20 protein-coding genes and 2 pseudogenes are annotated in these 22,108 nt (G+C 65.7%); 12 read left to right on the plus strand and 10 right to left on the minus strand.

Annotated elements, in window-relative coordinates; all coding sequences use genetic code 11:
- The first annotated feature begins 84 nt into the window (after positions 1–84).
- Entirely contained in the window at positions 85–1,035 is a 951-nt protein-coding gene (locus tag P0M04_RS26465; protein WP_259451276.1) for a LysR family transcriptional regulator, read from the plus strand.
- A gap of 13 nt (positions 1,036–1,048) precedes the next feature.
- On the opposite strand, the gene paoC is transcribed toward P0M04_RS26465, so the two are convergent.
- The 7 genes from paoC to P0M04_RS26500 form a co-directional block, all read right to left on the minus strand.
- Complete coding sequence (gene paoC, locus P0M04_RS26470; protein WP_259451275.1) at positions 1,049–3,253, minus strand: aldehyde oxidoreductase molybdenum-binding subunit PaoC; 2,205 nt, start codon at positions 3,251–3,253, stop codon at positions 1,049–1,051.
- A gap of 120 nt (positions 3,254–3,373) precedes the next feature.
- A complete protein-coding gene (locus tag P0M04_RS26475; RefSeq protein WP_259451274.1) occupies positions 3,374–3,592 on the minus strand; it encodes a hypothetical protein in 219 nt (72 codons plus the stop codon).
- Between the two features lies 1 nt (position 3,593).
- Positions 3,594–3,830 (minus strand): DUF2255 family protein, encoded by a 237-nt coding sequence (locus P0M04_RS26480; protein WP_259451273.1) that lies wholly within the window; start codon positions 3,828–3,830, stop codon positions 3,594–3,596.
- A gap of 85 nt (positions 3,831–3,915) precedes the next feature.
- Entirely contained in the window at positions 3,916–4,308 is a 393-nt protein-coding gene (locus P0M04_RS26485) for a DUF1330 domain-containing protein (RefSeq protein WP_259451272.1), read from the minus strand.
- A gap of 8 nt (positions 4,309–4,316) precedes the next feature.
- Positions 4,317–4,727, minus strand: coding sequence for a putative quinol monooxygenase (locus P0M04_RS26490; protein WP_259451271.1), 411 nt, complete (start codon positions 4,725–4,727; stop codon positions 4,317–4,319).
- A 27-nt stretch (positions 4,728–4,754) separates the two neighbouring features.
- Positions 4,755–5,480 (minus strand): carboxymuconolactone decarboxylase family protein, encoded by a 726-nt coding sequence (locus P0M04_RS26495; RefSeq protein ID WP_259451270.1) that lies wholly within the window; start codon positions 5,478–5,480, stop codon positions 4,755–4,757.
- Between the two features lie 26 nt (positions 5,481–5,506).
- Entirely contained in the window at positions 5,507–6,073 is a 567-nt protein-coding gene (locus P0M04_RS26500) for a flavodoxin family protein (RefSeq protein WP_259451269.1), read from the minus strand.
- A 136-nt stretch (positions 6,074–6,209) separates the two neighbouring features.
- On the opposite strand from P0M04_RS26500, the pseudogene P0M04_RS26505 reads away from it, so the two are divergent.
- Together P0M04_RS26505 and P0M04_RS32970 are read left to right on the plus strand one after the other, a co-directional pair.
- Positions 6,210–7,162: pseudogene (locus P0M04_RS26505) on the plus strand (LysR family transcriptional regulator).
- 357 nt (positions 7,163–7,519) lie between these two features.
- Positions 7,520–7,879: a CopD family protein gene (locus P0M04_RS32970; RefSeq protein WP_371877887.1), complete on the plus strand. Its 360-nt coding sequence runs from the start codon at positions 7,520–7,522 to the stop codon at positions 7,877–7,879.
- A 76-nt stretch (positions 7,880–7,955) separates the two neighbouring features.
- On the opposite strand, the gene P0M04_RS26510 is transcribed toward P0M04_RS32970, so the two are convergent.
- Together P0M04_RS26510 and P0M04_RS26515 are read right to left on the minus strand one after the other, a co-directional pair.
- Positions 7,956–9,128: an NADH:flavin oxidoreductase/NADH oxidase gene (locus tag P0M04_RS26510; protein ID WP_259451267.1), complete on the minus strand. Its 1,173-nt coding sequence runs from the start codon at positions 9,126–9,128 to the stop codon at positions 7,956–7,958.
- Positions 9,129–9,158: 30 nt separating this feature from the next.
- A complete protein-coding gene (locus tag P0M04_RS26515) occupies positions 9,159–9,503 on the minus strand; it encodes a DUF5335 domain-containing protein (RefSeq protein ID WP_259451266.1) in 345 nt (114 codons plus the stop codon).
- Positions 9,504–9,692: 189 nt separating this feature from the next.
- Between P0M04_RS26515 and P0M04_RS26520 the strand changes: the two genes are divergently transcribed.
- The 4 genes and pseudogenes from P0M04_RS26520 (at position 9,693) to P0M04_RS26535 (ending at position 14,707) form a co-directional block, all read left to right on the plus strand.
- Positions 9,693–10,223 (plus strand): (2Fe-2S)-binding protein, encoded by a 531-nt coding sequence (locus P0M04_RS26520; RefSeq protein WP_259451265.1) that lies wholly within the window; start codon positions 9,693–9,695, stop codon positions 10,221–10,223.
- Positions 10,220–11,247, plus strand: a pseudogene (locus P0M04_RS26525) (FAD binding domain-containing protein). Before P0M04_RS26520 ends, P0M04_RS26525 begins: the two are co-directional and overlap by 4 nt.
- A 27-nt stretch (positions 11,248–11,274) precedes the next feature.
- Positions 11,275–13,512, plus strand: a complete 2,238-nt coding sequence (locus tag P0M04_RS26530) for a xanthine dehydrogenase family protein molybdopterin-binding subunit (RefSeq protein WP_259451263.1) — start codon at positions 11,275–11,277, stop codon at positions 13,510–13,512.
- A gap of 52 nt (positions 13,513–13,564) precedes the next feature.
- Entirely contained in the window at positions 13,565–14,707 is a 1,143-nt protein-coding gene (locus P0M04_RS26535) for a low temperature requirement protein A (RefSeq protein ID WP_259451262.1), read from the plus strand.
- Positions 14,708–14,755: 48 nt separating this feature from the next.
- On the opposite strand, the gene P0M04_RS26540 is transcribed toward P0M04_RS26535, so the two are convergent.
- Positions 14,756–15,193: a VOC family protein gene (locus P0M04_RS26540; RefSeq protein WP_259451475.1), complete on the minus strand. Its 438-nt coding sequence runs from the start codon at positions 15,191–15,193 to the stop codon at positions 14,756–14,758.
- A gap of 131 nt (positions 15,194–15,324) precedes the next feature.
- Between P0M04_RS26540 and P0M04_RS26545 the strand changes: the two genes are divergently transcribed.
- The 5 genes from P0M04_RS26545 to P0M04_RS26565 all read left to right on the plus strand — a co-directional run bounded on the left by P0M04_RS26545 (position 15,325) and on the right by P0M04_RS26565 (position 22,082).
- A complete protein-coding gene (locus P0M04_RS26545; RefSeq protein WP_259451261.1) occupies positions 15,325–16,140 on the plus strand; it encodes an alpha/beta fold hydrolase in 816 nt (271 codons plus the stop codon).
- A gap of 137 nt (positions 16,141–16,277) precedes the next feature.
- On the plus strand, positions 16,278–17,636 hold the full coding sequence (locus P0M04_RS26550) for an MFS transporter (RefSeq protein WP_259451260.1): 1,359 nt from the start codon (positions 16,278–16,280) through the stop codon (positions 17,634–17,636).
- Positions 17,636–20,677: a xanthine dehydrogenase family protein molybdopterin-binding subunit gene (locus tag P0M04_RS26555; protein WP_371877367.1), complete on the plus strand. Its 3,042-nt coding sequence runs from the start codon at positions 17,636–17,638 to the stop codon at positions 20,675–20,677. The genes P0M04_RS26550 and P0M04_RS26555 overlap by 1 nt, the downstream gene beginning before the upstream one ends.
- A complete protein-coding gene (locus P0M04_RS26560; protein WP_259451258.1) occupies positions 20,674–21,492 on the plus strand; it encodes an FAD binding domain-containing protein in 819 nt (272 codons plus the stop codon). The genes P0M04_RS26555 and P0M04_RS26560 overlap by 4 nt, the downstream gene beginning before the upstream one ends.
- Complete coding sequence (locus tag P0M04_RS26565) at positions 21,489–22,082, plus strand: (2Fe-2S)-binding protein (protein ID WP_259451257.1); 594 nt, start codon at positions 21,489–21,491, stop codon at positions 22,080–22,082. Before P0M04_RS26560 ends, P0M04_RS26565 begins: the two co-directional genes overlap by 4 nt.
- Positions 22,083–22,108: the final 26 nt, after the last annotated feature.

The following is a 22,108-nucleotide window of genomic DNA, read 5'->3' on the forward strand; positions in this document are numbered from 1 at the left end:
CACGTGCGACATGGACGAGCTATCATTGCGCGGTTACCCGCGGCCGAGCGTACGCCATGCCGGCCCTTTCCTCAGGATCCAACAATGGGCGCAAACGACATCAAGGACATTCAACTATTCCTCGCGGTAGCACGAGAACGCAGTTTCACCCGAGCCGCTGCCAAGCTCGGCATGACGCAGTCAGCGCTCAGCCATGTCATCCGTACGCTCGAAAGCAGGCTGAGGGTGCGCCTGCTGACCCGCACTACACGAAGTGTCTCCCCGACCGAAGCCGGTGAGAGGCTGCTGCAGCACGTTGCGCCACTCCTGCAAGAAATCGAGACCGAACTCGTCGCGATCACCGACATGGGCGACAAGCCTGCCGGTACCGTGCGCATCACGGCGATCGAACATGTTGTCGACGACATCGTATGGCCACGCATTGCGCCTCTCCTGCGCCAGTACCCTGACCTGCATGTCGAAATCAGTTCGGACTACCGCATGGTCGACATCGCCGCAGAACGCTACGACATCGGAATCCGCTATGGCGATCTGTTAGAAAAGGACATGATCGCCGTTCGACTGACTGCTGACGAACCGATGATGATCGTCGGCTCGCCCGCCTACTTCGAATGGCACCGCAAGCCGGACTCGTTGCAGGACCTCATGAAGCAAAACTGCATTACCCTGCGCCTGGCCAGCAGCGGCGGGTTATACGCCTGGGAACTGCAACATGAAGGGCGTCCCATCGAAGCCAAAGTGCGCGGGCAAGCTGTGTTCACGAGTTCGTATTCGATTCTGAATGCTGCACTGAGCGGCGCTGGTCTGGCCTTCTTGCCCGAGAGTCTGGCCGGAATACACGTTCGCGAGGGCCGGTTGCTGAGTGTGATGCCTGAGTGGTGTCCTCCATTCCCTGGCTTATATGCCTACTACCCAAACCGCCGCAATAGCCCGCGGGCGGTAGCGTTAGTGATCAATGCGCTCCGGCGCGAACCGGACCGTATCAGTCCTGGAACCGCCGTCCTGAACAACCTCGCCGGGACATTCCGGCCGTAGCGCGGCAATGCCATCAAGCAGGCAGCCGATCGATCAATTTGTCCAGCGTGATCGGATACTCCCGCAGGCGCACACCGGTCGCGTTGTAGACCGCGTTGGCAACAGCGGCCGCCACGCCGCTGATGCCAAGTTCTCCCACGCCCTTAGCCTTCAGTGGCGCAATGGTCGGATCCGTCTCGTCGAGGAAAACCACGTCCAGGTGTGGAATGTCCGCATGCACGGGAACCTCGTAGCCCGCCAGATCGTGATTCACGAAGAATCCATGCCGCTTGTCGACCACGAGCGCCTCCATCAAGGCGGCCCCCGCGCCCATCGTCATACCGCCGATCACCTGGCTGCGCGCCGTTTTCGGATTAAGGATGCGGCCGGCCGCGCAGACTGCGAGCATGCGTCGGATGCGGATCTCCGCCGTCGCGGCATCGACCGCCACTTCGACGAACTGCGCGCCAAAGGTCTGTTGCGCATATTGTTTGGCGAGCTCGCCGTATTCCATCGTGTCTTCCGCCACCAGATCGGCATCGCGCGCCGCGTGCACCAGCGGTGCGCTGCGCCCGCCCTGCCGCACTTGGCCATTGGCGAATTCCGCACTGACGGGATCGAAGCCGAGCTTCCGGGCCGCGGTCTCGCGCAGCTTCACGCAGGCCGCGTACACACCCGCAGTGGCCGACGCCGCGCCCCACTGTCCACCGGAGCCGCTCGATTCGGGAAACTGCGAATCGCCAAGCCGGACCTTCACCTGATCGACACGCAGGCCCATCATTTCCGCCGCCGTCTGCGCGACGATGGTGTAGCTTCCGGTGCCGATGTCCGTCATGTCCGTCTCTACGATCAGCAGGCCGTCACGATCGAGCCTGACCCGGGCTGCGGACTTCGTTACCGGAGCGCCGCGAATCGCGGCTGCTACGCCCATGCCGATGAGCCAGCGTCCTTCTCGCCGGCTGGCGGGACGGACGGGACGCCCACTCCAGCCAAAGCGCTCTGCGCCGACACGCAAGCATTCGACGAACTGGCGCTGCGAGAACGGACGGCGCGAGTTCTCGGGATCGACCTGGGTATCGTTCATGATGCGGAACGCGACGGGATCAAGGCCCAGCTTTTCCGCCATCTCGTCGATGGCAATCTCGAGGGCCATCATACCGGGCGCCTCGCCCGGCGCCCGCATGGCGCTCCCTTCGGGAAGATCGAGATGCGCCAGACGCAGGCGCGTCATCCGGTGCGGCCCGGCATACAGCAGTCGAGTCGGGGTCGTTGCCGCTTCCGGCCGTCCGCCCGCGATGTTCCCGGACCAGCTCTCGTGTCCAATTGCGGTGATCTTGCCGTCCGGCGACGCGCCGATCCGGATGCGCTGGATGGTCGCGGGCCGATGGGTCACGTTGTTGAACATAAGCGCACGCTGCAGCGTCACCTTCACCGGGCGCCCCGCCTGACGTGCCCCTACGGCCGCCAGAACGGCGTCGGACAGGATGGTGCCTTTGCCGCCAAAGCCGCCGCCGATATACGGGGACACGATCCGCACGTTTTCTTTAGGGATGCCGAGGGTTTTCGCGATGTCGCGCACGCCCCAGTTGACCTGCTGGATAGCCGTCCACAAGGTCAGCCTGTCGCCGTCCCAAGCAGCGATGGTGGCATGCGGCTCCATCATCGCGTGCGCCTGGTCGGGGGTCGAAAACGTCGCGTCGAGTTTCACCGGTGCGGCAGCATACGCATCGGCGAACTGGCCAATGGACGTCTCCGGCGGCGGAGAATAGGGAGCCTGCTTCGGGGCGCGGGCTGTACTGCGGGCCGCATCCAGATCGAACGCGCCGGCGACGCGCTGATAGCGCACCTTGACCATCTGGGCAGCGGCGCGCGCCTGCTCGAAGGTTTCCGCAACGACGAGCGCGACTGCCTGGTGATAGTGGTCGACGTCCGGTCCGGCTAGTGCCCTCGCGGCATAGAATTCACCTTTGTCCACCTTGCCGGCATTCGCAGCCGTCACCACGGCCAGTACACCCGATGCGGAACGCGCCGGGGTCACGTCGATCGAAGCAATGCGCCCTTTGGCAATCCCCGCACCGACCACATAGCCGTACGCGGCGTTGGGCACGGCGGTATGCTGCTCATACGCATACGTTGCGGTCCCGGTCACTTTGAGCGGACCTTCGACACGGTCGATGGGTTTCCCCACTACGTTCAGTTGATCGATCGGGTTCTGGCCCGCTGCGGTCTCGAATTTCATGACACTTTCACCTGTAAGTTCTTACTCATGCGAAGACTCTAACGCCATAACAATCGCGCGCGTCGGGGCTCGATTACTGAACCTCATGAAAACGCTTCATGAGTGGGCTTAAGGCTTACCCTATGGCAGACCAGCGCCCGCGCGATCGAGGGTTTCCGCCTCCTCGAATTGCTCGATCAGCGCCAAGAGCCGCTTCATCCTTTCCGGCTGCCGTCTCGATCCCCCGCTCTCCCAAAGGCGATCGAACTCGAGCACGGCTGCCTGGTACTGCGCCAGACCCGGCTGCCGCAGCGTCGAGGCACGACGACTCTGATGAAAACTGATGTTCGAATCAGTCATTTCAGTCATTTCCTGCCCGGCCGGACGGTATGACCTTGATGGTCGCCGAACGCGCACGAGGCCCGATCATCGAACCGAGGCAGGAATTACCCTGGTACTTTGCCCGGTAAGCCTCGTCAATACGGTCGTTGAACATTCTGGGCGTGCCATGTGTAACGCCGTCTTCGCGCAGAGGAGCAATGTGCAGGTCGTCGCTCTCGGCCATCCTGCGCAGTTCATCGGTTAACCGAGTTGTCATCGTGCAATCCTTGGAATCTTGCCTTTCGCGATCCGTTGAAGCAGATCGACAACGATCTGGTTCGCTTTACGATTTTCAGGATTGATTACTGGCTCGTACCTTCGACAATGTACACGCGCGATATCGCATTTTTGTGCCGGATCGGTTTCAGCTGAGCATACTCGGGCGAGTCATACCACGCCTGGGCCTTTTCCATGCTGTCGAACTCGATGATGACCATGCGATTATTCGGCCCCTCGCCTTCAAGAGGCGCGATCTTGCCGCCGCGGACGATGTAGCGGCCTCCATATGGTTCGAAGGTAGACGCCACGCGCGCGCTGTAGGGCTTCATTCCTTCGGGACTGGTGATCTTGAATTCGGCGATGTAGTAGGCATGAGGCTGGCTCGCCTTCGATGCCTGTGCGTGCGCCGCGCCGATCGCGGCCGCGGCGACCGCCATGCAGGCGGACGCGGCAAGCAATGTGGACTTGATCTTCATGGCTGCTCCTATTTTGTTGCCGGTACAGCGACCGGTTTCGCCTCAAGAACAATCGGCACGCCGTCGAGTAGCTTGCGCGACTTCACCATCTTGTCCGTCGTGTCTCGGAACTTCCTGAAATGCGGTGTTTGCAGATGCTTCCGATACGCCCCCTCGTCGGTATACATCTCGAAGACGCGTACGCGGTTCGGATAGTCCTTTTCGCTGACTGCATACAGCGCCAGAACCCCTGGCTCAACCCGCACAGCCGTCGTTACTCCTTCCCGAATCGCCGCGTCGAATTGCTCCATCTGGGCTGGATCGATTTCCAGTTCAGCCAAACGAACGTAGGGACGCTTTGCCTCTTGCGCGCCCGCCGATGTGGAAAAACATAAGGCCATAAACGATGCACACAACATCAAGACCTGCTTGGCTTTCATTTCACTCTCCCGGTTCCTGCGTGCCGCTCAGGCGGCAGCACGCTGTTCGAAAACGTCTTTCACGACCGGCATTGCCGAAAAGGCGCAAGGCCAGCCCGCATAGAACGCCAGATGCGTGACGACTTCCGCCGCTTGTGCTTGCGTCAGCCCATTGTCCATCGCCCTGTTCAGATGGTAGGGAACCTGCGCGACCTGGCCCGCGGCGATCAGGGCACTGACGGTCGCCAGGCTCCGGTCGCGCGGCGCCAGTCCCGGGCGGAGCCAAAGGTCGCGGAACAGGAGATCGGCGGTGTACTGCACCATGCCCGGAAATGCCTGGCCAAACTGTGCGTCGACACGCGCTGCGCGCTGCGCCTCGGCCGTCTCGTCGAGAGGCAAAAGCGCAGGCGACACAGCTCGCAACTCGGCGACATCGATAGCGCGTTGCGCGAACACCTGCTCCATCGCCATGATTGCCGAGAACGCGTTGGACCAGCCGGTGTAGAACGCCAGGTGTGTGACGAGTTCGGAGATTTCGCTTGGCTGGACGCCATGGTCGAGCGCCAAATTGGTGTAATGCGGGATACCGATCGTCTGATTTCGTGCGATCAGTGCGGCCAGGGTAACGATGCCGCGGTCGCGCGCCGACAGCTCGGGACGCTGCCAGAGATCACCGACGATCTTCGCCTCGGTATAGTTGGCAAGTGCGGGCGCTACGGCGCGGACTGCCGCCAGCGTGATCGCGGCGGAACGCGGAGTATTTTGGTTCGACATGGCTTAGCCTTCTTTCTAAAGCTTGCTCAGTTCTTGAAGCGGCGCGCGATCCCGGCGACCCGCTTGCCCAGATGGGCGGCCGTCTTCAGGTCGCTCTCGATCGGTGTTTCCTCCGGGCTCTGATCCATATTGGATTGGGCCATCGCGCCCAACCAACTGCCGTGGCGATTGAGTTCGTTGACGCTGCTGGTGCTGGTGGCGTTGCCCGGCTTGAGGTCGAGGCCGACCCAGATCATCGCGTGCTGTGCGGCGAACAGTGCCATCGACACTAGCGTATTGAGTTTGTCGCCACTTTGCGCGCCGGAGTTGGTGAAGCCGGCGGCGATCTTGTTGCGCCATTTCAGTTCATTCCACGCCGGCTTGTTCGCGTCCTCGAAGAACTGCTTGAGCTTGGCGCTCAGCGTGCCGTTGTAAGTCGGCGAACCGAAAATGATTGCGTCGCTGGCCTCCAGTGTTTGCCATGGGATTGCGCCATCGGCAACGGCAATCAGGTTCGCTTCCGCGCCGGGCACGGCGTTGACGCCTTCGGCTACCGCCTGTGCTTGTTTCGCGGTGTGACCATAGCCACTGTCATAGACGATCGAAATCAACATCTTGCTTTTCCTCTTGAGTCGGGTTACGGATCCATTTCATTATGGGCGGACGCATTCGCAACCGGAACTAGTGGCACGGTAATTAATCTGATAACCTGAGGTTGATAATCACCCAGGGAACGGATTCAGATAAGCCATGGACTCGACACAGCGCATCCGCGCCATCCTGTCATTTGTTCGCGCGGCCGACACCGGCAGCTTCGCCGCCGCCGCGCGTTCGCTGGATATTTCATCCGCAGCGGTGAGCAAGAACGTGGCCAGTCTCGAGCGTGCCCTCGGCGTACGCCTGATGAACCGCACCACCCGTACGTTGACCTTGACCTCGGAAGGCACAGCGTTCCTTAAGCAAGCCCGGATCGCCCTTTCTGCGCTGGATGCGGCCGTAGATTCTGTTGCTGCGCGGCGGGTCGAGCCAAGCGGACGGGTGCGCATCTCGACCAGCGCGGCGTTTGGGCGTGACCAGCTAATGCCGGCGTTGCCGGGACTGCTGGCGCGTCATCCCGCGCTTTCATTCGAAGTGGATTTTGATGACCGGCGCATCGACTTGGTCCAGGAAGGATACGACATGGCCTTGCGTGGCGGGCAAATTCTCGACTCGGCCTTGGTGTCACGCCCAGTCTGCCGCTTGAACATGGCCTTGGTCGCCGCGCCGGCATACCTCGAGCGTCACGGCGTGCCGCGCAGCGTGGCGGACCTCATGCAACATCGGTTGATCGCCAGGCGCTTTCTCGGGGGCGTATTTCAGCTTGGGCATTCAGAGGGCCCGAAGGGAGTATCGAGTCCTTCGAGCCCGAGGCAGCTGTTGTTACCGTCTCCGCCCCCGAGGCCTCGGTCCAGGCTGCGTTATCCGGACTCGGGATTGCACAGGTCGGCGTCCACCACGCGTGGCCGCACCTTCAGGTCGGCGCTTTGAAAGTCGTCCTTGGCGATTGCCACCATCCAGGCACCTACGAGATGGCGCTGCAATATCCGCATCGTGCGTTGCTCGCGCCCCGCGTGCGCGCGACGATCGAATTTCTGCTTGACGCCTTCGTGCGTGACGAGGCCTTGCACGTGCCGCTTGATGCCCTGAGAGCATATTTGGCCTGATAGGCCGCAGCACGATCGACTGACAGGAAAAGCGGGAGGCGGGATGTGGAGCGGGCGGAGGGAATCATGGGAAGGATGTGCTTCCGGAATTCTACGAAGAGGTTAAATCCGACGTCGGTCGGCTTTTCGCCAAATCTATTCGGCATAGCTGAACGATCCGCCGTACAAGACTAACGCCGGTTCGGCTTCCGATGGGGACGAGTAACGACGGATATGTTCATAGTCGTGGACTGGGAGTAACTTCGAGCCGAAAGCGGGCAACCGCATGCATTTAGTTCGTCAGCCTGCTTCCAGCTTCAACGATACACGAGCAATGTTTAGCGGGGCCGGCAAAGTCGAACCATCCGCGCGATGCAGATGCATGGGCATGACCAGCTGCGGACAAGCGGCGACCTGTCCGCTGGCCGGCATTGTCGTGACAGGCCTCTACGCGGCCTGGCGCAGTCTCGGCGGGTTCGACGCCCCGGTCGGCACCCCTACGGCAACTTGCTCGCGGCAAAGCTGCTGCTCGTGGGTGTGGCGGCACTGTTGGGTGGATTCAACCGTTTTTTCGTCATGCCGCCTTGGCTCGAGCGCGAATCCGGAGGCGACGCCGCACCCGCGGCCCTCCCTCCACGGTTCAAGCACATATTGTGGATCGAGGCGCTGGTATTGCTGGCGGTTGTGGTGCTTGCGGCCTGGCCCACGTCCACGTCACCCCCGGGCGAACAGATGTAAGGCGCTCGGGCTCCCCTGGTATTGTTTCTAGCCACGGAAGGAGCGGATAAATTGTCAGCGGAAAGCCGTACCACCATCATTTCGCCCGCCGCTTCACGGCATATCCATATTGCACCGGCCAATCCGGCTCCTCCTCGAACGCATGCTGGGCTTTCAGTGCCCAGTACGGTTCGCGCAGCAGTTCGCGCCCCACCAGTACCAGGTCGGCGTCGCCGCCGGTGATGATGTCGTCGGCGTCCTTCGCATCCGTGATCAGCCCGACCGTGCCGGTCGGGATGCCGGCGTCGTCGCGGATGCGGCGGCTGCATGGCACCTGGTAGCGCTTGGCGACCGGAATGCGCGCGGTCGGCAGATTGCCGCCGGTTGACACGTCGATGAGATCGACGCCCAGGTCCTTGAGACGCCGCGACAGTTCGACCGACTGCTCGATGTCCCAGCCGCCGGCGACCCAGTCGGTGGCGGAAATACGCACGAACAGCGGCAGCCCGGCTGGAACGGTGGCGCGCACGCGTTCGGTCACACGCAGCACGACGCGCATCCGGTTCTCCAGGCTGCCGCCGTACTGGTCATCCCGCTGGTTACTGTGCGGCGACAGGAACTGGTGCAGCAGGTAGCCATGCGCGGCGTGGATCTCCAAGACCTTAAAGCCGGCTGCCAGGGCCCGCCACGCGGCCGCCTCGAAGGCGTCGACGATGCCGTCGATGCCGGCTTCGTCGAGCGCGACGGGCGCCGGGTCGTCCGGATGGAACGGAATCGAACTGGGCGCGACCACTGGCCAACCACCCTCCCCGGCCGTCTTCAGTGTCGCGCCGCCAGTCCAGGGGGCGGCGGTGCTCGCCTTGCGCCCCGCGTGAGCAAGCTGAATGCCCGCGACGGCGCCCTGGCCGTTGACGAAGCGGGCAATGCGCGCCAGGGGCTCGATGTGATCGTCGCTCCAGATGCCCAGGTCGCCAGGGGTAATGCGGCCGTCCCGGGTGACGCCGGTGGCCTCGACGATCACGAGCCCGGTGCCGCCCACCGCTCGGCTGCCCAAGTGCACCAGGTGCCAGTCGTTGGCCAGGCCTTCCTCGGCCGAATACTGGCACATCGGCGCCATGGCGATGCGGTTGCGCAGGGTGAGGCTGCGCAGCGTTAGCGGGCTGAGCAGATCAACTTCGGGTACTTCCTGGTCATGGGCAGCGCCGACCACCGCGCCGTGTGCGCCCGGTTGCGATACCTGGGTGGCCAGCCCCACACTATTCGGGTTCATTGTTTGCCTCCGGGTGAAAGCGACGGCCCGTCAAGGGGGCGGCGAGTAAGGCAGCATGACCGGATCGCGCAGTCGGATAATCTGCTGCACATCGTCGGCGTCGATCACCTCCATGCTCGTCAATCCGGCGGGCCCCTGGTCCACGTAGATGTCGCGCGGGTGTCGGATAAGGTGGTCGAGCCCCTCCAGCAGCACCTCCAGCAGATCGTTTTTGGGATCGTAAGTGATGCCCAGCAGCGGCACCCACTCGGCTTCGATCTGATCGCCGAGACTCAGCGACGCGACCTCGATCTCGGTCTGCTTACCCACCACCAGCTTCGAAATGCGGTCAAAGTAGGTCTGCCACGCCGCTTTGTCCAGTTTGATTGTAGCCATCGGGTCTACCTCCACGTCTTGCCGGTCACGAATTCACTAAAATTCAATGTAGTCCTTCTCTCCGCCGAATGAAAGATTGGACCGACAATGCGGACGATCGTTGCGCCGCGCGGCCTGCCAATCGTGCACCGCTCGGCCGTCGGACATTTGCTAGTATCGGTCGCTTGCACGTCACGCGAAGGAGCAAGGATGGATACCCCTGCCGTTTCATCCCGCGGTACCGATCCGTGCGTCATCCCCGTCACGCTCGAGGTCAACGGCGCCCCTGTGTCCCTGCCGGTCGCGCCGTATGTCACCCTGCTCGACCTGCTGCGCGAACGACTGCAGCTGACCGGCACCAAGAAGGGTTGCGACCATGGCCAGTGCGGGGCCTGCACCGTACTCGTCGACGGCAAGCCGGTCAACAGCTGCCTCAAGCTGGCCGTGACCGCGGACGGCGCCCGGGTCACCACCATCGAAGGGCTCGCCGCCGACGGCCGGCTGGACGCGCTGCAGCGCGCCTTCATCGAGCACGACGCGTTCCAGTGCGGGTATTGCACACCGGGGCAGATCTGCTCGGCCTCGGCCCTGGTCGCCGAGTGCGTGGCGAAAGGGGCGACGTTGAGGCGCGACGAGGTGCGCGAATACATGAGCGGCAACCTGTGCCGCTGCGGGGCCTATCCCAACATTACGGACGCGGTGATGGACGTGCTGCGCCGGCAACCGGGGCCGGGCACATGAACCGTTTCGACTATCAACGCGCCACCGATGTGACGCAGGCCATCGGCCTGGCCGACCAGGCCGCAAGCACCGGTCAGGTGCGTTTCCTGGCCGGCGGCACCAACCTCGTCGACCTGATGAAGGAAGACGTGGAATGGCCGCGTACGCTGATCGACGTAAACCGCCTGCCGCTGCGCGCGATCGAGGAACTGCCCGACGGCGGTCTGCGGCTCGGAGCGCTGGCGACCAATGCGGAAACGGCCGATCACCCGATCGTGCGCGCCCGCTATCCGGTGCTGGCTTCCGCCATCCTGTCGGGCGCCACGCGCCAGCTGCGCAACGCGGCCACCGATGGCGGCAACCTCAACCAGCGCACCCGGTGCTGCTACTTCTACGACACGGCGACCCCGTGCAACAAGCGCGCGCCGGGCACCGGTTGCGGCGCGCGCGGCGGCTTCGCGCGCATGCACGCGATCCTTGGCGCCAGCGAGCAGTGCGTCGCGACCAACCCGTCCGACATGGCTGTGGCGCTCGCCGTGCTCGATGCCCGGGTGCGCGTGTCCGGGCCGCAGGGCGAACGATTGATCCCGTTGGCCGACTACCACCGGCTGCCGGGCGACGAGCCCTGGCGCGACAACAATCTCGCCCCCGCCGAGCTGGTCACGGCAGTCGACCTGCCGCCCGGCGACTTCGGCACCTACTACACCTACCTGAAGCTGCGCGACCGCCTGTCGTATGCGTTTGCGCTGGTGTCGGTGGCGGTGGTGCTGGCGCGCGACGATGCCGGGCGCTGCACGGACGTGCGGGTCGCCCTCGGGGGGTGGCGCCCAAGCCGTGGCGCGTGCCCGAGGCTGAAGCGCTGCTGCGCGGCGGCGCGCCGGACCGCGCGCGGTTCGGGCAGGTCGCCGCGCGCATGCTCGAAGGCGCGGTCGGGCTGGGCGACAACGATTTCAAGATCGAACTGGCGCGCCGGGCCGTCGTGCGGGCCCTGGAACAGGCGGCGAGCGGGCGGCCGCAATCGCACACCGACAAACGGATCGCCTGACGGAGCCGACATGAACAGGAGCGAAAGATGAGCGCTAGTCCCCGCATCGGCGACCCGGTGAACCGCGTCGACGGCGAGGCCAAGGTGACCGGGAGCGCCCGCTACGCCGCCGACCATTTCCCGCCAGGTCTGCTGTACGGCTGGATCGTCGGCAGTCCGCTCGCACGCGGCCGTGTCACCGGCATCGACGAGGCGGCGGCCCGCGCCGTGCCCGGCGTGGTCGAGGTGATCAGCCACCGCAACCGGCGCCAGCTGCCACGGTGCGACCGCAGCTACGAGGATGAGGCGGCTGCGTCCGGCTCGCCGTTCCGTCCCCTGTACGATGACGAGGTCCTGTTCAGCGGCCAGCCGGTGGCGCTGGTGGTCGCGCAGACGCTCGAAGCCGCGCGCGATGCCGCCAGCCTGCTCCAGGTCGGCTACGAGAGCGCGAGCCACGACACCGACTTCGAACGCGCGATGGCGGAACCATTCCCGCCGAAGTCGCCGCGCGAGGTCGAGCCGGGACCGAGGCACCGTGGCAATCCCGACCAGGCCCTCGCGCACTCGCCGGTGCGCCACGCCGCCACCTACCGCCATCCGGCACAGCACCACAACCCGATGGAAATGCACGCGGCAACGGTGGTCTGGGAGCCGGGCGACCGCCTGACCGTTTACGACAAGACGCAGGGCACGCAGAACGTGCAGTCCTACCTGGCCAGGATATTCGGCCTGGACGAGGACGACGTCAGGGTACGCAGCGAATTCGTCGGCGGCGCCTTCGGCTCGGGGCTGCGGCCGCAATACCACGTGTTCCTGGCCGCGCTCGCCGCCATCATGCTGCAGCGGTCGGTGCGGGTGGGGATGACACGCCAGCAGATGTTCACGCACGTGTACCGGCCGCCGGCGGTCCAGTCGGTGGCGCTGGGCGCCGGCGCCGACGGCAGCCTGAACGCGATCATCAACGATGCCACGCACACCACGTCGCGCTTCGAACGTTACACCCAGACCATCGTCGACTGGGCCCTGATGCATTACAAGTGCCCGAACGCCCGCGGCACGTACAGGCTGGCGTCGGTCGATACCTGCACGCCCGGGGACATGCGCGCGCCGGGCGCGGCGACAGGCGTGAACCTGTTTGAAATCGCGATGGATGAGCTGGCGTACGCGGCGAAGGTCGACCCTGTGCATCTGCGACGCGTGAATCATACGGACAAGGATGCGATGCACGGGCGCCCCTTCACGTCCAAGGCGCTGCGCGAGGCGCTGCAGGCGGGAGCGGAACGGTTCGGATGGGCGGCGCGCTCGGCGCCGCCGCGCTCGATGCGCGAAGGCACGGAGCTGGTGGGCTGGGGGATGGCGACCGGCGTGTGGGAAGCGCCGTTCGAACAGACCGCCGCGCGTGCGCGGCTGGCGGCGGACGGCACCCTGGAAGTGGCGTGCGCGATGACCGACATCGGCACCGGGACCGCCACCGTGATGGCACAGGTGGCGGGCGATACCCTGGGCGTGCCGCTCGACCGCATCCGCGTGCGGCTCGGCGACAGCGACCTGCCCGAGGCGCCGGTCGAGGGCGGCTCGTGCGGCGCGGCTTCGGCCGGCGCGGCGGTGCACCTGGCCTGCCTCACGGTCGGCGCGCAGCTGCACCAGGTCGCCGCGGGGATGGCGCCGAGCCCGATCGGCGATGCCGCGTTCGATGACGTCGTGTTTGGTGCCGGTCACATGATGGTCGGAACCGGCCCCGCGCGGCGCGTTTCGCTGGTGGACCTGGTGCGCGCCAGCGGCAGGGAATGGATCGAAGCCGAACAGGTCGCCAGGCCGGACCCGGGCGAGTCGGCGGACAAGGGATCGAAAGCGAAGAATACGCACAGCGCAGTCTTCGTCGAGGTCAGGATCGACGAAGAACTGCCGATCGTGCGCGTGACGCGCGTCGTGATCGCGGTGGCCGCCGGTCGCATCATCAACCCCAAGACGGCGCGCAGCCAGGTCATCGGTGGGGCGGTCATGGCGATCGGCATGGCATTGCACGAAGAAACGGTGATGGACCACCGATTCGGCCGCTTCATGACCCACAACTTCGCCGATTACCACATCCCGGTGAATGCGGACATCCCGGAGATCGACGTGATCTTCGTGAACGAGCCGGATGCGGACGTGTCGCCGCTGGGCGTGAAGGGCGTCGGCGAGATCGGGGTGGTCGGCACGGCCGCGGCCGTCGTCAACGCGATTTACCACGCCACCGGCAGGCGGGTGCGGTCATTGCCGGTTACGGTGGACAAACTGATTTGATGGACGCAAAACCCGAGCGGCCCGCCGGGCGCAAATTCGACAGCGGGGCGATATGCACAACACAAAATACTTCGAGCCCAATCGCCACGCCACCTGGCTCGAGTGTTTCTTCGACCTGATTTTTGTGGTGGTGATCGACGACGTAACGCATATCCTGAGCCACACGCACGAGGGTCACCTCGACCCGCTCCAGTTCTGGAAATTCGTCCTGATTTTCATCCCCCTGTGGTGGGTCTGGGCCAGCCACACGATCTATGCCAACCGGTTCGACGCGGATGACCGCAAGCATCGGCTGGCGACCCTGCTCCTCATGTTCCTGCTGATTATCATCTCGGGTTTGATCGGCCAACGATTCCAGGCAAGCTTCGACGCGATCGTCGTCGGCTACGCCGGCTCGAAATACATCATTGCGGCGATGTATTTCGTGTCGCAACACCGGCACAAGGAAGGCGTGGAGCTCACCAAGGGAGTCGGCCGGGTGATCGTCGCCGGCGCCACCATCAGCCTGGCTTCCGTCCTGTTCGGGGCGCCGCAACGATATGTCGTGTTTTATCTTGGCATACTGTTCGACCTGCTCGCGTTCATCGTTTTTTTGCGGCGCCGCCTCGAGATCATCCCGGTGCATACCGAACACCTGATCGAGCGGGTGGGTCTGCTCACGATCATCATACTGGGCGAGTCCGTGAGCAGCCTGTCCATCGGGCTCGCCAACATCAGCTGGAGTGCAGAGAGGCTATTGAGCGCCGCCACCGGCTTCGTGATGATATCGAGCATCTGGTGGGTCTATTTCGACAGTTTTCACCTGCTGACCAGGCAGAAGCTCACAACCGGCCATTCGGTCCTGTACTCGCACTTCTTCGTCTTCATCGGCCTGTCAATCCTGGCCAGCCTGATCCGGCACGCGATCCTCGACGACATGGCGCTATCCGATTTCCGGGTACTGTCGATCATCGGCGCCGTCTGCTTTTTCATTGGCAAGCAGTACGCGTATTTCATGGAGCGTCCCGAGCTGCGGTCCCAACTGGTCATCAACACGCTGGTCGTCTTCGTGTTGGGCGGGTTGGCCCTGCTGTTGCCCGACACCGGCTACATCCTGCTCGGTCTGACCTGCTCGGTGATCTGTTATGCCTTCCTCAGCCTTAAATACCTGAGCATTTCCCGCGCACCTCACGCCCATGCGCGCGCCGGCAAGTAGAAAGGCGTGGCCGTGCGCACGGACGGCCTCACGCGAGCGGACGGCCTGTCAACTCCCCTGGGCTTCGGCAAGCCCGACAATGATCCCCTCCGGCCCGCGAATGTAAGCCAGCCGATACGACGCCTCGTACCGCATCTCGCCGATGATCCCGGCGCCGTGCTCGCGCATGCGCGCCACCGTCGCGTCGACATCGTCGACGGCGAACATGACCCGCCGGTAGCCCAGCGTGTTGACCGGCGCATCCACGGGTCCGAACCGGATCGCGTGCGGCGCATGGAACTTGTCCAGCTCGATGCCTTGCCCATCGGGCGTGCGCAACATCGCCAGCGTCGCCCTGACGTTCTCCAGACCGATCAGGTGACCGACCTCCGGGCCCTCGACCGTCGTTTCACCCTCGAGCGTGAGCCCCAGTGCGATGAAAAACCTTTTCACGGCCTCGAGATCGTCTACGACGATAAGGACGTTGTCCATGCGCTTGATCGTCATCGTTCTTCCCCCATCAATGAATTCGACCACCCGGTCGATGAACGCCCGCAGCTGCCTGCCGACGCGGCGATTGTAAGGCATTGTGCTACGATCGCGGCCGGGCGGACATCGCCCCGACAACTGGAACCGCCATGCACAAGGCTTCTCCGGCCGGACACCCGGAATGCATCGACATCGCATGGGACGGCAGGACCCTGCAGCTCGAACTCGCCCGGGTCGGCGCACCCGGGTCGCCCTACCCGCCGGTGATCTTCCTGCACGAAGGCCTCGGTTCGGTCGCGCAGTGGAAGGACTTCCCCGAACGCTTCTGCCGCACCCACGGCTTCACCGGCATGGCCTACTCCCGCTACGGCTACGGACGATCGACGCCGCGCCCGCACGCGGAACGCTGGGGTCCGGACTACCTGCACCGGCAGGCTTGGGAAGTGCTGCCGGCCCTCATCGACGCGCTGGGCCTGCGCAAGCCATGGCTGTTCGGCCACAGCGACGGCGCCTCGATCGCGCTGTTGGCCGCCGCGCGCCTGGGTGACCGGCTCGGCGGCATCGTCGTGGCCGCGCCGCACATCATGGTCGAAGACGTCTCCATCCGCGCCATCCGCGCGGCCCGCGAAGCCTACCTGGCCGGCCCGCTGCGCGAACGGCTGGCGCACTACCACGCGGACGTCGACTCGGCCTTCTGGGCCTGGAACGACAGCTGGCTCGATCCGGCGTTCCGAAGCTGGGACATCCGCGCCGAGGTCGCAAGGATCCGTATTCCGCTGATGGCGATCCAGGGCGAGGACGACGAATACGGGACCATGGAACAGGTCGAAGGCATCGCCCGCCTCGCGCCGCAGACACGGCTGCTGGTGCTTCCCGGCTGCGGCCACACGCCGCACCGCGATGCGGCCGGATCCGTGATCGGCGAAGCCGGACGCTTCATTATTGAACACTCGATCATCATTTAATCTGATTACCAAGATAAACATACATTATTAGAATAGATGGATGTTCCACGTTACGCTTGTGTCAAAAGAGCGGCGCAACGAGGAAACCTGATCGGCAGCCGCCTCCCCACAGAGATATTTATCCAATGGAGACGTCGATGGCTGTCATCAGCAACCAAACCATACTCGCCGAGCGCGAACACAACCGCCACGTGCTCAAGGCCGTGATCGCTTCCTGTCTCGGCTGGTCGCTCGACCTGTACGACCTGTTCATCCTGTTGTTCGTCGCGCCGGTGATCGGCAAGCTGTTCTTCCCGGCCGAGCATGCGATGCTGTCGCTGGCGGCGGTGTATGCGTCGTTCGGCGTCACTCTTCTCATGCGTCCGCTGGGCTCGGCCATGTTCGGTGCCTACGCCGACACCCACGGCCGCAAGCGCGCCATGATCATGGCCATGGTCGGCGTCGGCCTGTCCACGGCCGCCTTCGGCATCCTGCCGACCGTGCACACGATCGGCATCGCCGCCCCGATCGTGTTCATCGTCCTCAAGCTGGTGCAGGGCGTGTTCGTCGGCGGCGTGGTCGCTGCCACGCATACCATCGGCACCGAATCGGTGGCGCCGCGCCTGCGCGGCGCGGTGTCCGGCATGATCGGCGGCGGCGGCGCGGGCCTGGGTGCCCTGTTCGCTTCGCTGGCCTACTACGCGATGTCGACGCTGTTCCCGGGCGCGGCCTTCGACGAGTGGGGCTGGCGCTGCATGTTCTTCACCGGGATCATCAGCGCCGTGCTGGGCATCACGATCTTCAGCAACCTCGAAGAATCGCCGATGTTCAAGAAGCTGCAGGAAGCCAAGGTGCGCGCCAGGGCGTCGGGCGTCAAGGATGCCCATCCGGTACGCACCCTATTTTCCAGGCCATGGCGCAAGGTCCTGCTGGTCAACCTGCTGCTGTCGGTCGGCGGCGGGAGCGGCTACTACCTGACCTCGGGCGTGATGCCGACCTACCTGAAGGTGGTCAACCACACCCCCGCCGAAACGGCCGGCTTCATCCTGATGCTGTCGAGCATCGGCGTGTTCGTCGCCTCGGTCGCCAGCGGCCACCTCAGCACCTTCATCGGGCGCAGGAAGACCTTCCTGCTGATGGGCGTGCTGCGCCTGCTGCTCCTGCCCACGCTGGCGTACAACATGGCGAGCGTCACCAGTACCACGCAGCTGGCCCTGTTCGTGGTCCTGTACGGCATGCTGGGCAGCGCGGGCTACGCGCCGCTGCTGATCTTCCTGAACGAGCGCTTCCCGACCGCGATCCGCGCCACCGGCACGGGCCTGTCCTGGAACATCGGCTTTGCCATAGGCGGCCTGATGCCGACCTTCGTCTCGCTGGCCTCGCCGCAGCCGACCGACATGCCGCTGATGCTGGCGATCTTCCTGGCCGCGATCAGCGTGGTGTTCCTGATCGGCGCCCTGGTCGTGCCCGAGACCCTCGGCAAGCTCGACAACCCGGACGCACAAAAGGCCGCATGATGGAGATGAAAGTACCTTACCCCGCCGGGCAGTCCGCTGGCGCCCGACCCCACCTGGGCCGCCCGATGCGCCGCATCGAGGACGTCGCGCTCCTCACCGGGCGCGGCCAGTTCGGCGACGACGTCGGCGTCAAGCCCGGCACCCTGTATGCCGCCATCGTGCGCTCGCCGCATGCGCACGCCGTCCTCAAGGGCATCGACAGCGCCCGCGCCCTGGCCGCGCCGGGCGTGCGGGCGGTGCTCACCGGCGCCGACCTGGCCGCCTGGTCGAAGCCGTTCGTCGTCGGCGTCAAGGCGCAGATGGAGATGTGGGCGCTGGCGGTCGACAAGGTCCGCTACGTCGGCGAGCCCGTGGCCGTGGTGGTCGCCGAGAGCCGCTACCTGGCCGAGGACGCCGCCGACCTCCTGCACGCCGACTACGAACAGCTCGCGCCCGTCACCGGCATCAATGAAGCGATCCTGGCGGATGCCCCGGTGCTGCACGAGGCGGTCGGCAGCAATGTCGTCAGCGACCGGTCGTTCCGTTACGGGGATCCGGAAGCCGCCTTCGCCGCCGCCGACCGCACGGTGGAGCTCACGGTGCGCTACCCGCGCAATTCGTGCACGCCGATGGAGTGCGCGGTCGTGGTCGCCGACTGGCTGTCGGAAGAGGAAGGCTACGACGTCGCCTCGAATTTCATGGGCCCGTTCTCGCTGCACACCGTGATGGCGCTGGCCCTGCGCGTGCCCGGCCACAAGCTGCGCCACCGCACGTTCCCGGATTCCGGCGGCAGCTTCGGCGTCAAGCACGCCGTGTTCCAGTACGCCGTGCTGATGTGCCTGGCCTCGCGCAAGGCCGGCGCACCGGTCAAGTGGACCGAGGACCGCCTCGAGCACCTCGTCGGGCTCACCTCGGCCACCAACCGCCTGTCGACGATCCGCGCGGCGGTGCGGCACGACGGCCGCATCACGGCCCTCTCCTACGACCAGTTCGACGACTGCGGCGGCTACCTGCGCGCCCCCGAGCCTGCCACCTTCTACCGCATGCACGGTGTGCTGACCGGGGCGTACGCGATCCCGAACCTGGCCGTGCGCAACCGCGTGGTCCTGACCAACAAGACACCGGCCGGGCTGGTGCGCGGCTTCGGCGGACCGCAGGTCTATATCGCGCTGGAGCGCCTGGTGCAGCGCATCGCGGTTGAACTGGAGCTCGATCCGCTCGACGTCTACCGCCGCAATTTCATCCCGGCCGACGCCTTCCCGTACCGGGCCGCCGCCGGCGCACTGATCGATTCCGGCAACTACCAGCGCGCACTGGAGCTGATGCACAGCGAAGGCCGCCTGGCCGAGCTGTACGCGAAGCGCGACCGCGCGCGCGCCGAAGGCCGCCTGTACGGCATCGGCTTCGCGGCCATCGTCGAGCCCTCGATCTCGAACATGGGCTACATCACGACCGTGCTGCCGAAGGAGGCCAGGGCCAAGGCCGGGCCGAAGAACGGCGCGATCGCGTCGGCCACGGTCGGCATCGACCCGCTCGGCGGCATCAACGTCGTGATCGCCTCGGCGCCCGCCGGCCAGGGCCACCGCACCGTCTGCTCGCAGGTGGTGGCCGACGTGTTCGGCGTCGAACCCGACCAGGTCGCCGTCAACGTCGAATTCGACACGCAGAAGGATGCCTGGTCTGTCGCGGCCGGCAATTACTCGAGCCGCTTCGCCGCTGCCGTGGCCGGCACCGTGCACCTGGCCGCCGTCAAGCTGCGCGACAAGCTGGCCCACATCGCCGCCGCCCAGCTGGGGGCCGATGCGCAGGACATCGTGTTCGCAGGCGGCCAGGTCTACGCCGCCGGCAACCCGGGCAGCAGCCTCGCGTTCCTGCGCATGGCCGCCAGCCCGCACTGGGCGCCGGGGCTCCTGCCGGAAGGGGTGGCGCCGGGCATGCGCGAGACCGCGTTCTGGACCGCCGAATCGCTGCAGGCACCGGACGAACAGGACCGCGTCAACACCTCCGCGGCCTACGGCTTCGCCTTCGACGTCTGCGCGGTGGAAGTCGACCGCCATACCGGCCGCATCGCCATCGACAGGTACGTCACCACCCACGACGCCGGCAAGATCCTGAATCCGGCGCTGGCCGATGGACAGATCCGCGGCGCCTTTGCCCAGGGCCTCGGTGCGGCGCTGATGGAAGAATTCCGGTATGGCGAGGACGGCAGCTTCCAGTCCGGCACCTTCGCCGACTACCTGGTGCCGACCACCTGCGAAGTGCCGGAACCGCAGATCATTCACATGGAAACGCCCTCGCCTTTCACGCCGCTGGGCGCCAAGGGCCTCGGCGAAGGCAACAACATGAGCACGCCGCCGTGCATCGCCAACGCCGTCGCGGACGCGCTCGGGGTGAAGGATGTCACGCTGCCGCTCACGCCGTCGAAGGTCATGGACCTGATCGGCGCGGACGAGCCGCCGCCGTCGAAGCCGCACGCTGCCGCCGCCGTCCAAGCCGCAAGCGCCGCGGCGCCGGCCAAGGGCGGCAAGGCGCTCGCCGCGCGCGGCGAAGTCATGCTGGGCGCGCCGCCCGAGACCGTGTTCGCGGTGCTGCTGGACCCGCAGGCGCTGGCGCAGGTGATCCCCGGCTGCAATGCGCTGGAACCCGCCGGCGGCAACCGTTACCGTGCCGACGTCACGGTCGGCGTCGGCATGATCAAGGCCCGTTACCAGGCCGAGGTCGCGCTGTCCGAACTCGACCCGCCGCGCAGCCTGCGCCTGGCCGGCTCCGGCCTGTCCGCGGTCGGCAGCGCGCGCGGCAGCGGCATCGTCACGCTCGAACCGGCCGATGGCGGGACCCTGCTGCGCTACGACTATGCGGCGGAGGTGTCGGGCAAGGTCGCGGCGGTCGGCAGCCGGATGCTGGAAGGCGCGGCGAAGATCGTGCTGAACCAGTTGTTCGAACAGCTCGGCAAGACGGCGGCGAACCGGGCAGCCGGCTTGCCCACGACCGCGGCCGCGGCACCCGCGCCGCGGCGCGGACTGTGGCAGCGCCTGCTCGCCCTTTTTGGAGTCAAACGATGAAACCGCAAGCCTTCGATTACGCCCGGCCCGACAGCGCCGAGGAAACGGTCGCCATGCTGGCCGATGCCGGCGAGGACGCCCGCATCCTGGCCGGCGGCCAGTCCCTGATGGCGGTGCTCAACCTGCGCCTGGCCCAGCCGAGCGTGCTGATCGACATCTCGCGCGTGGCGGACCTGAACACGATCCGCAAGGATGGCGACATGCTGGCGATCGGCGCCGCCGCGACCCAAGGCAGCGTCGAGTGGCGCGCGGGCCTGGCACGGGAAGTGCCGCTGCTGGCCCGGGCCTTCCCGCACATCTCGCATTTCCAGATCCGCAACCGCGGCACCGTGTGCGGTTCGATCGCCCACGCCGACCCGAGTGCCGAGCTGCCATTGTGCCTGCTTGCCCTGGGCGGCGAGGTGGTGCTGCGCAGCCGCCGCGGCCGGCGCACGGTGGCCGCCGCCGACTTCTTCCAGGGCATGCTGATGACCGCACGCGCCGCCGACGAACTGGTCGAGGAAGTGCGCTATCCGCTCGCCAAGCCCGGCGTGCGCTACGGCTTCGAGGAATTCTCGGGCCGCCACGGCGACTTCGCGCTCTGCGCGGCGGCCGCGGTGGTGGGGTCGGGCGGCATCCGCCTGGCAGTGGGCGGCGTGTCGGACCGGCCACGCGCCATCGACCTCGGCAACCTGGCGGGCAGCGAACTGGACGCTGCCATCAACGACTTTGCCTGGGAGCTGGGCGCCAAGGACGACCACCACGCCAGCGCGAAGTTCCGGAGACAACTGGTGCGCCACCTCGGCCGCACCGCCATCGACAAGGCATCGACATGAAGACCCATCGCAAGAACGAGCTGGCGCGCATCGAGCTGGTGCTCAACGGCGTCAAGCGCAGCGGCACCTGCGAACCGCGCACCCTGCTCTCGGACTTCCTGCGCCACGAACTGGGCGCGACCGGCACCCACGTCGGCTGCGAACACGGCGTGTGCGGCGCCTGCACGGTGCGGATCGACGGCGTGGCCTCGCGCTCCTGCCTGAGCCTGGCGGTCCAGGCCGAGGGCCGCGCCATCGACACGGTCGAGGGCCTGAACAACGGCGCCGCCAAACCCGGCCACGACGGCCTGTCCGACCTGCAGGAAGCCTTCCGCCGCAACCACGCGCTGCAATGCGGCTTCTGCACTGCCGGCATCCTGATGTCCTGCGCGGACTACCTCGCGCGCCGGCCGGACCCGACCGAGCACGAGGTGCGCGAGATGCTGTCCGGCCACCTGTGCCGCTGCACCGGCTACACCAACATCGTCAAGGCGGTGCTGGAGACGGCGGCCGAGCGGCTCGGCCGGCCCAACGGCGCGGCCCTCGCGCCGGACGAACCGGGTCATGCCGGAGTCGGCCCGGCAGAACAGGCGCTGCTTCCCAGCGCGTAAAGATTTTTCGAGAAAGAGGAGAACAT

It is taken from the genome of Telluria mixta (genome assembly GCF_029223865.1).
Lineage (GTDB): Bacteria > Pseudomonadota > Gammaproteobacteria > Burkholderiales > Burkholderiaceae_D > Telluria > Telluria mixta.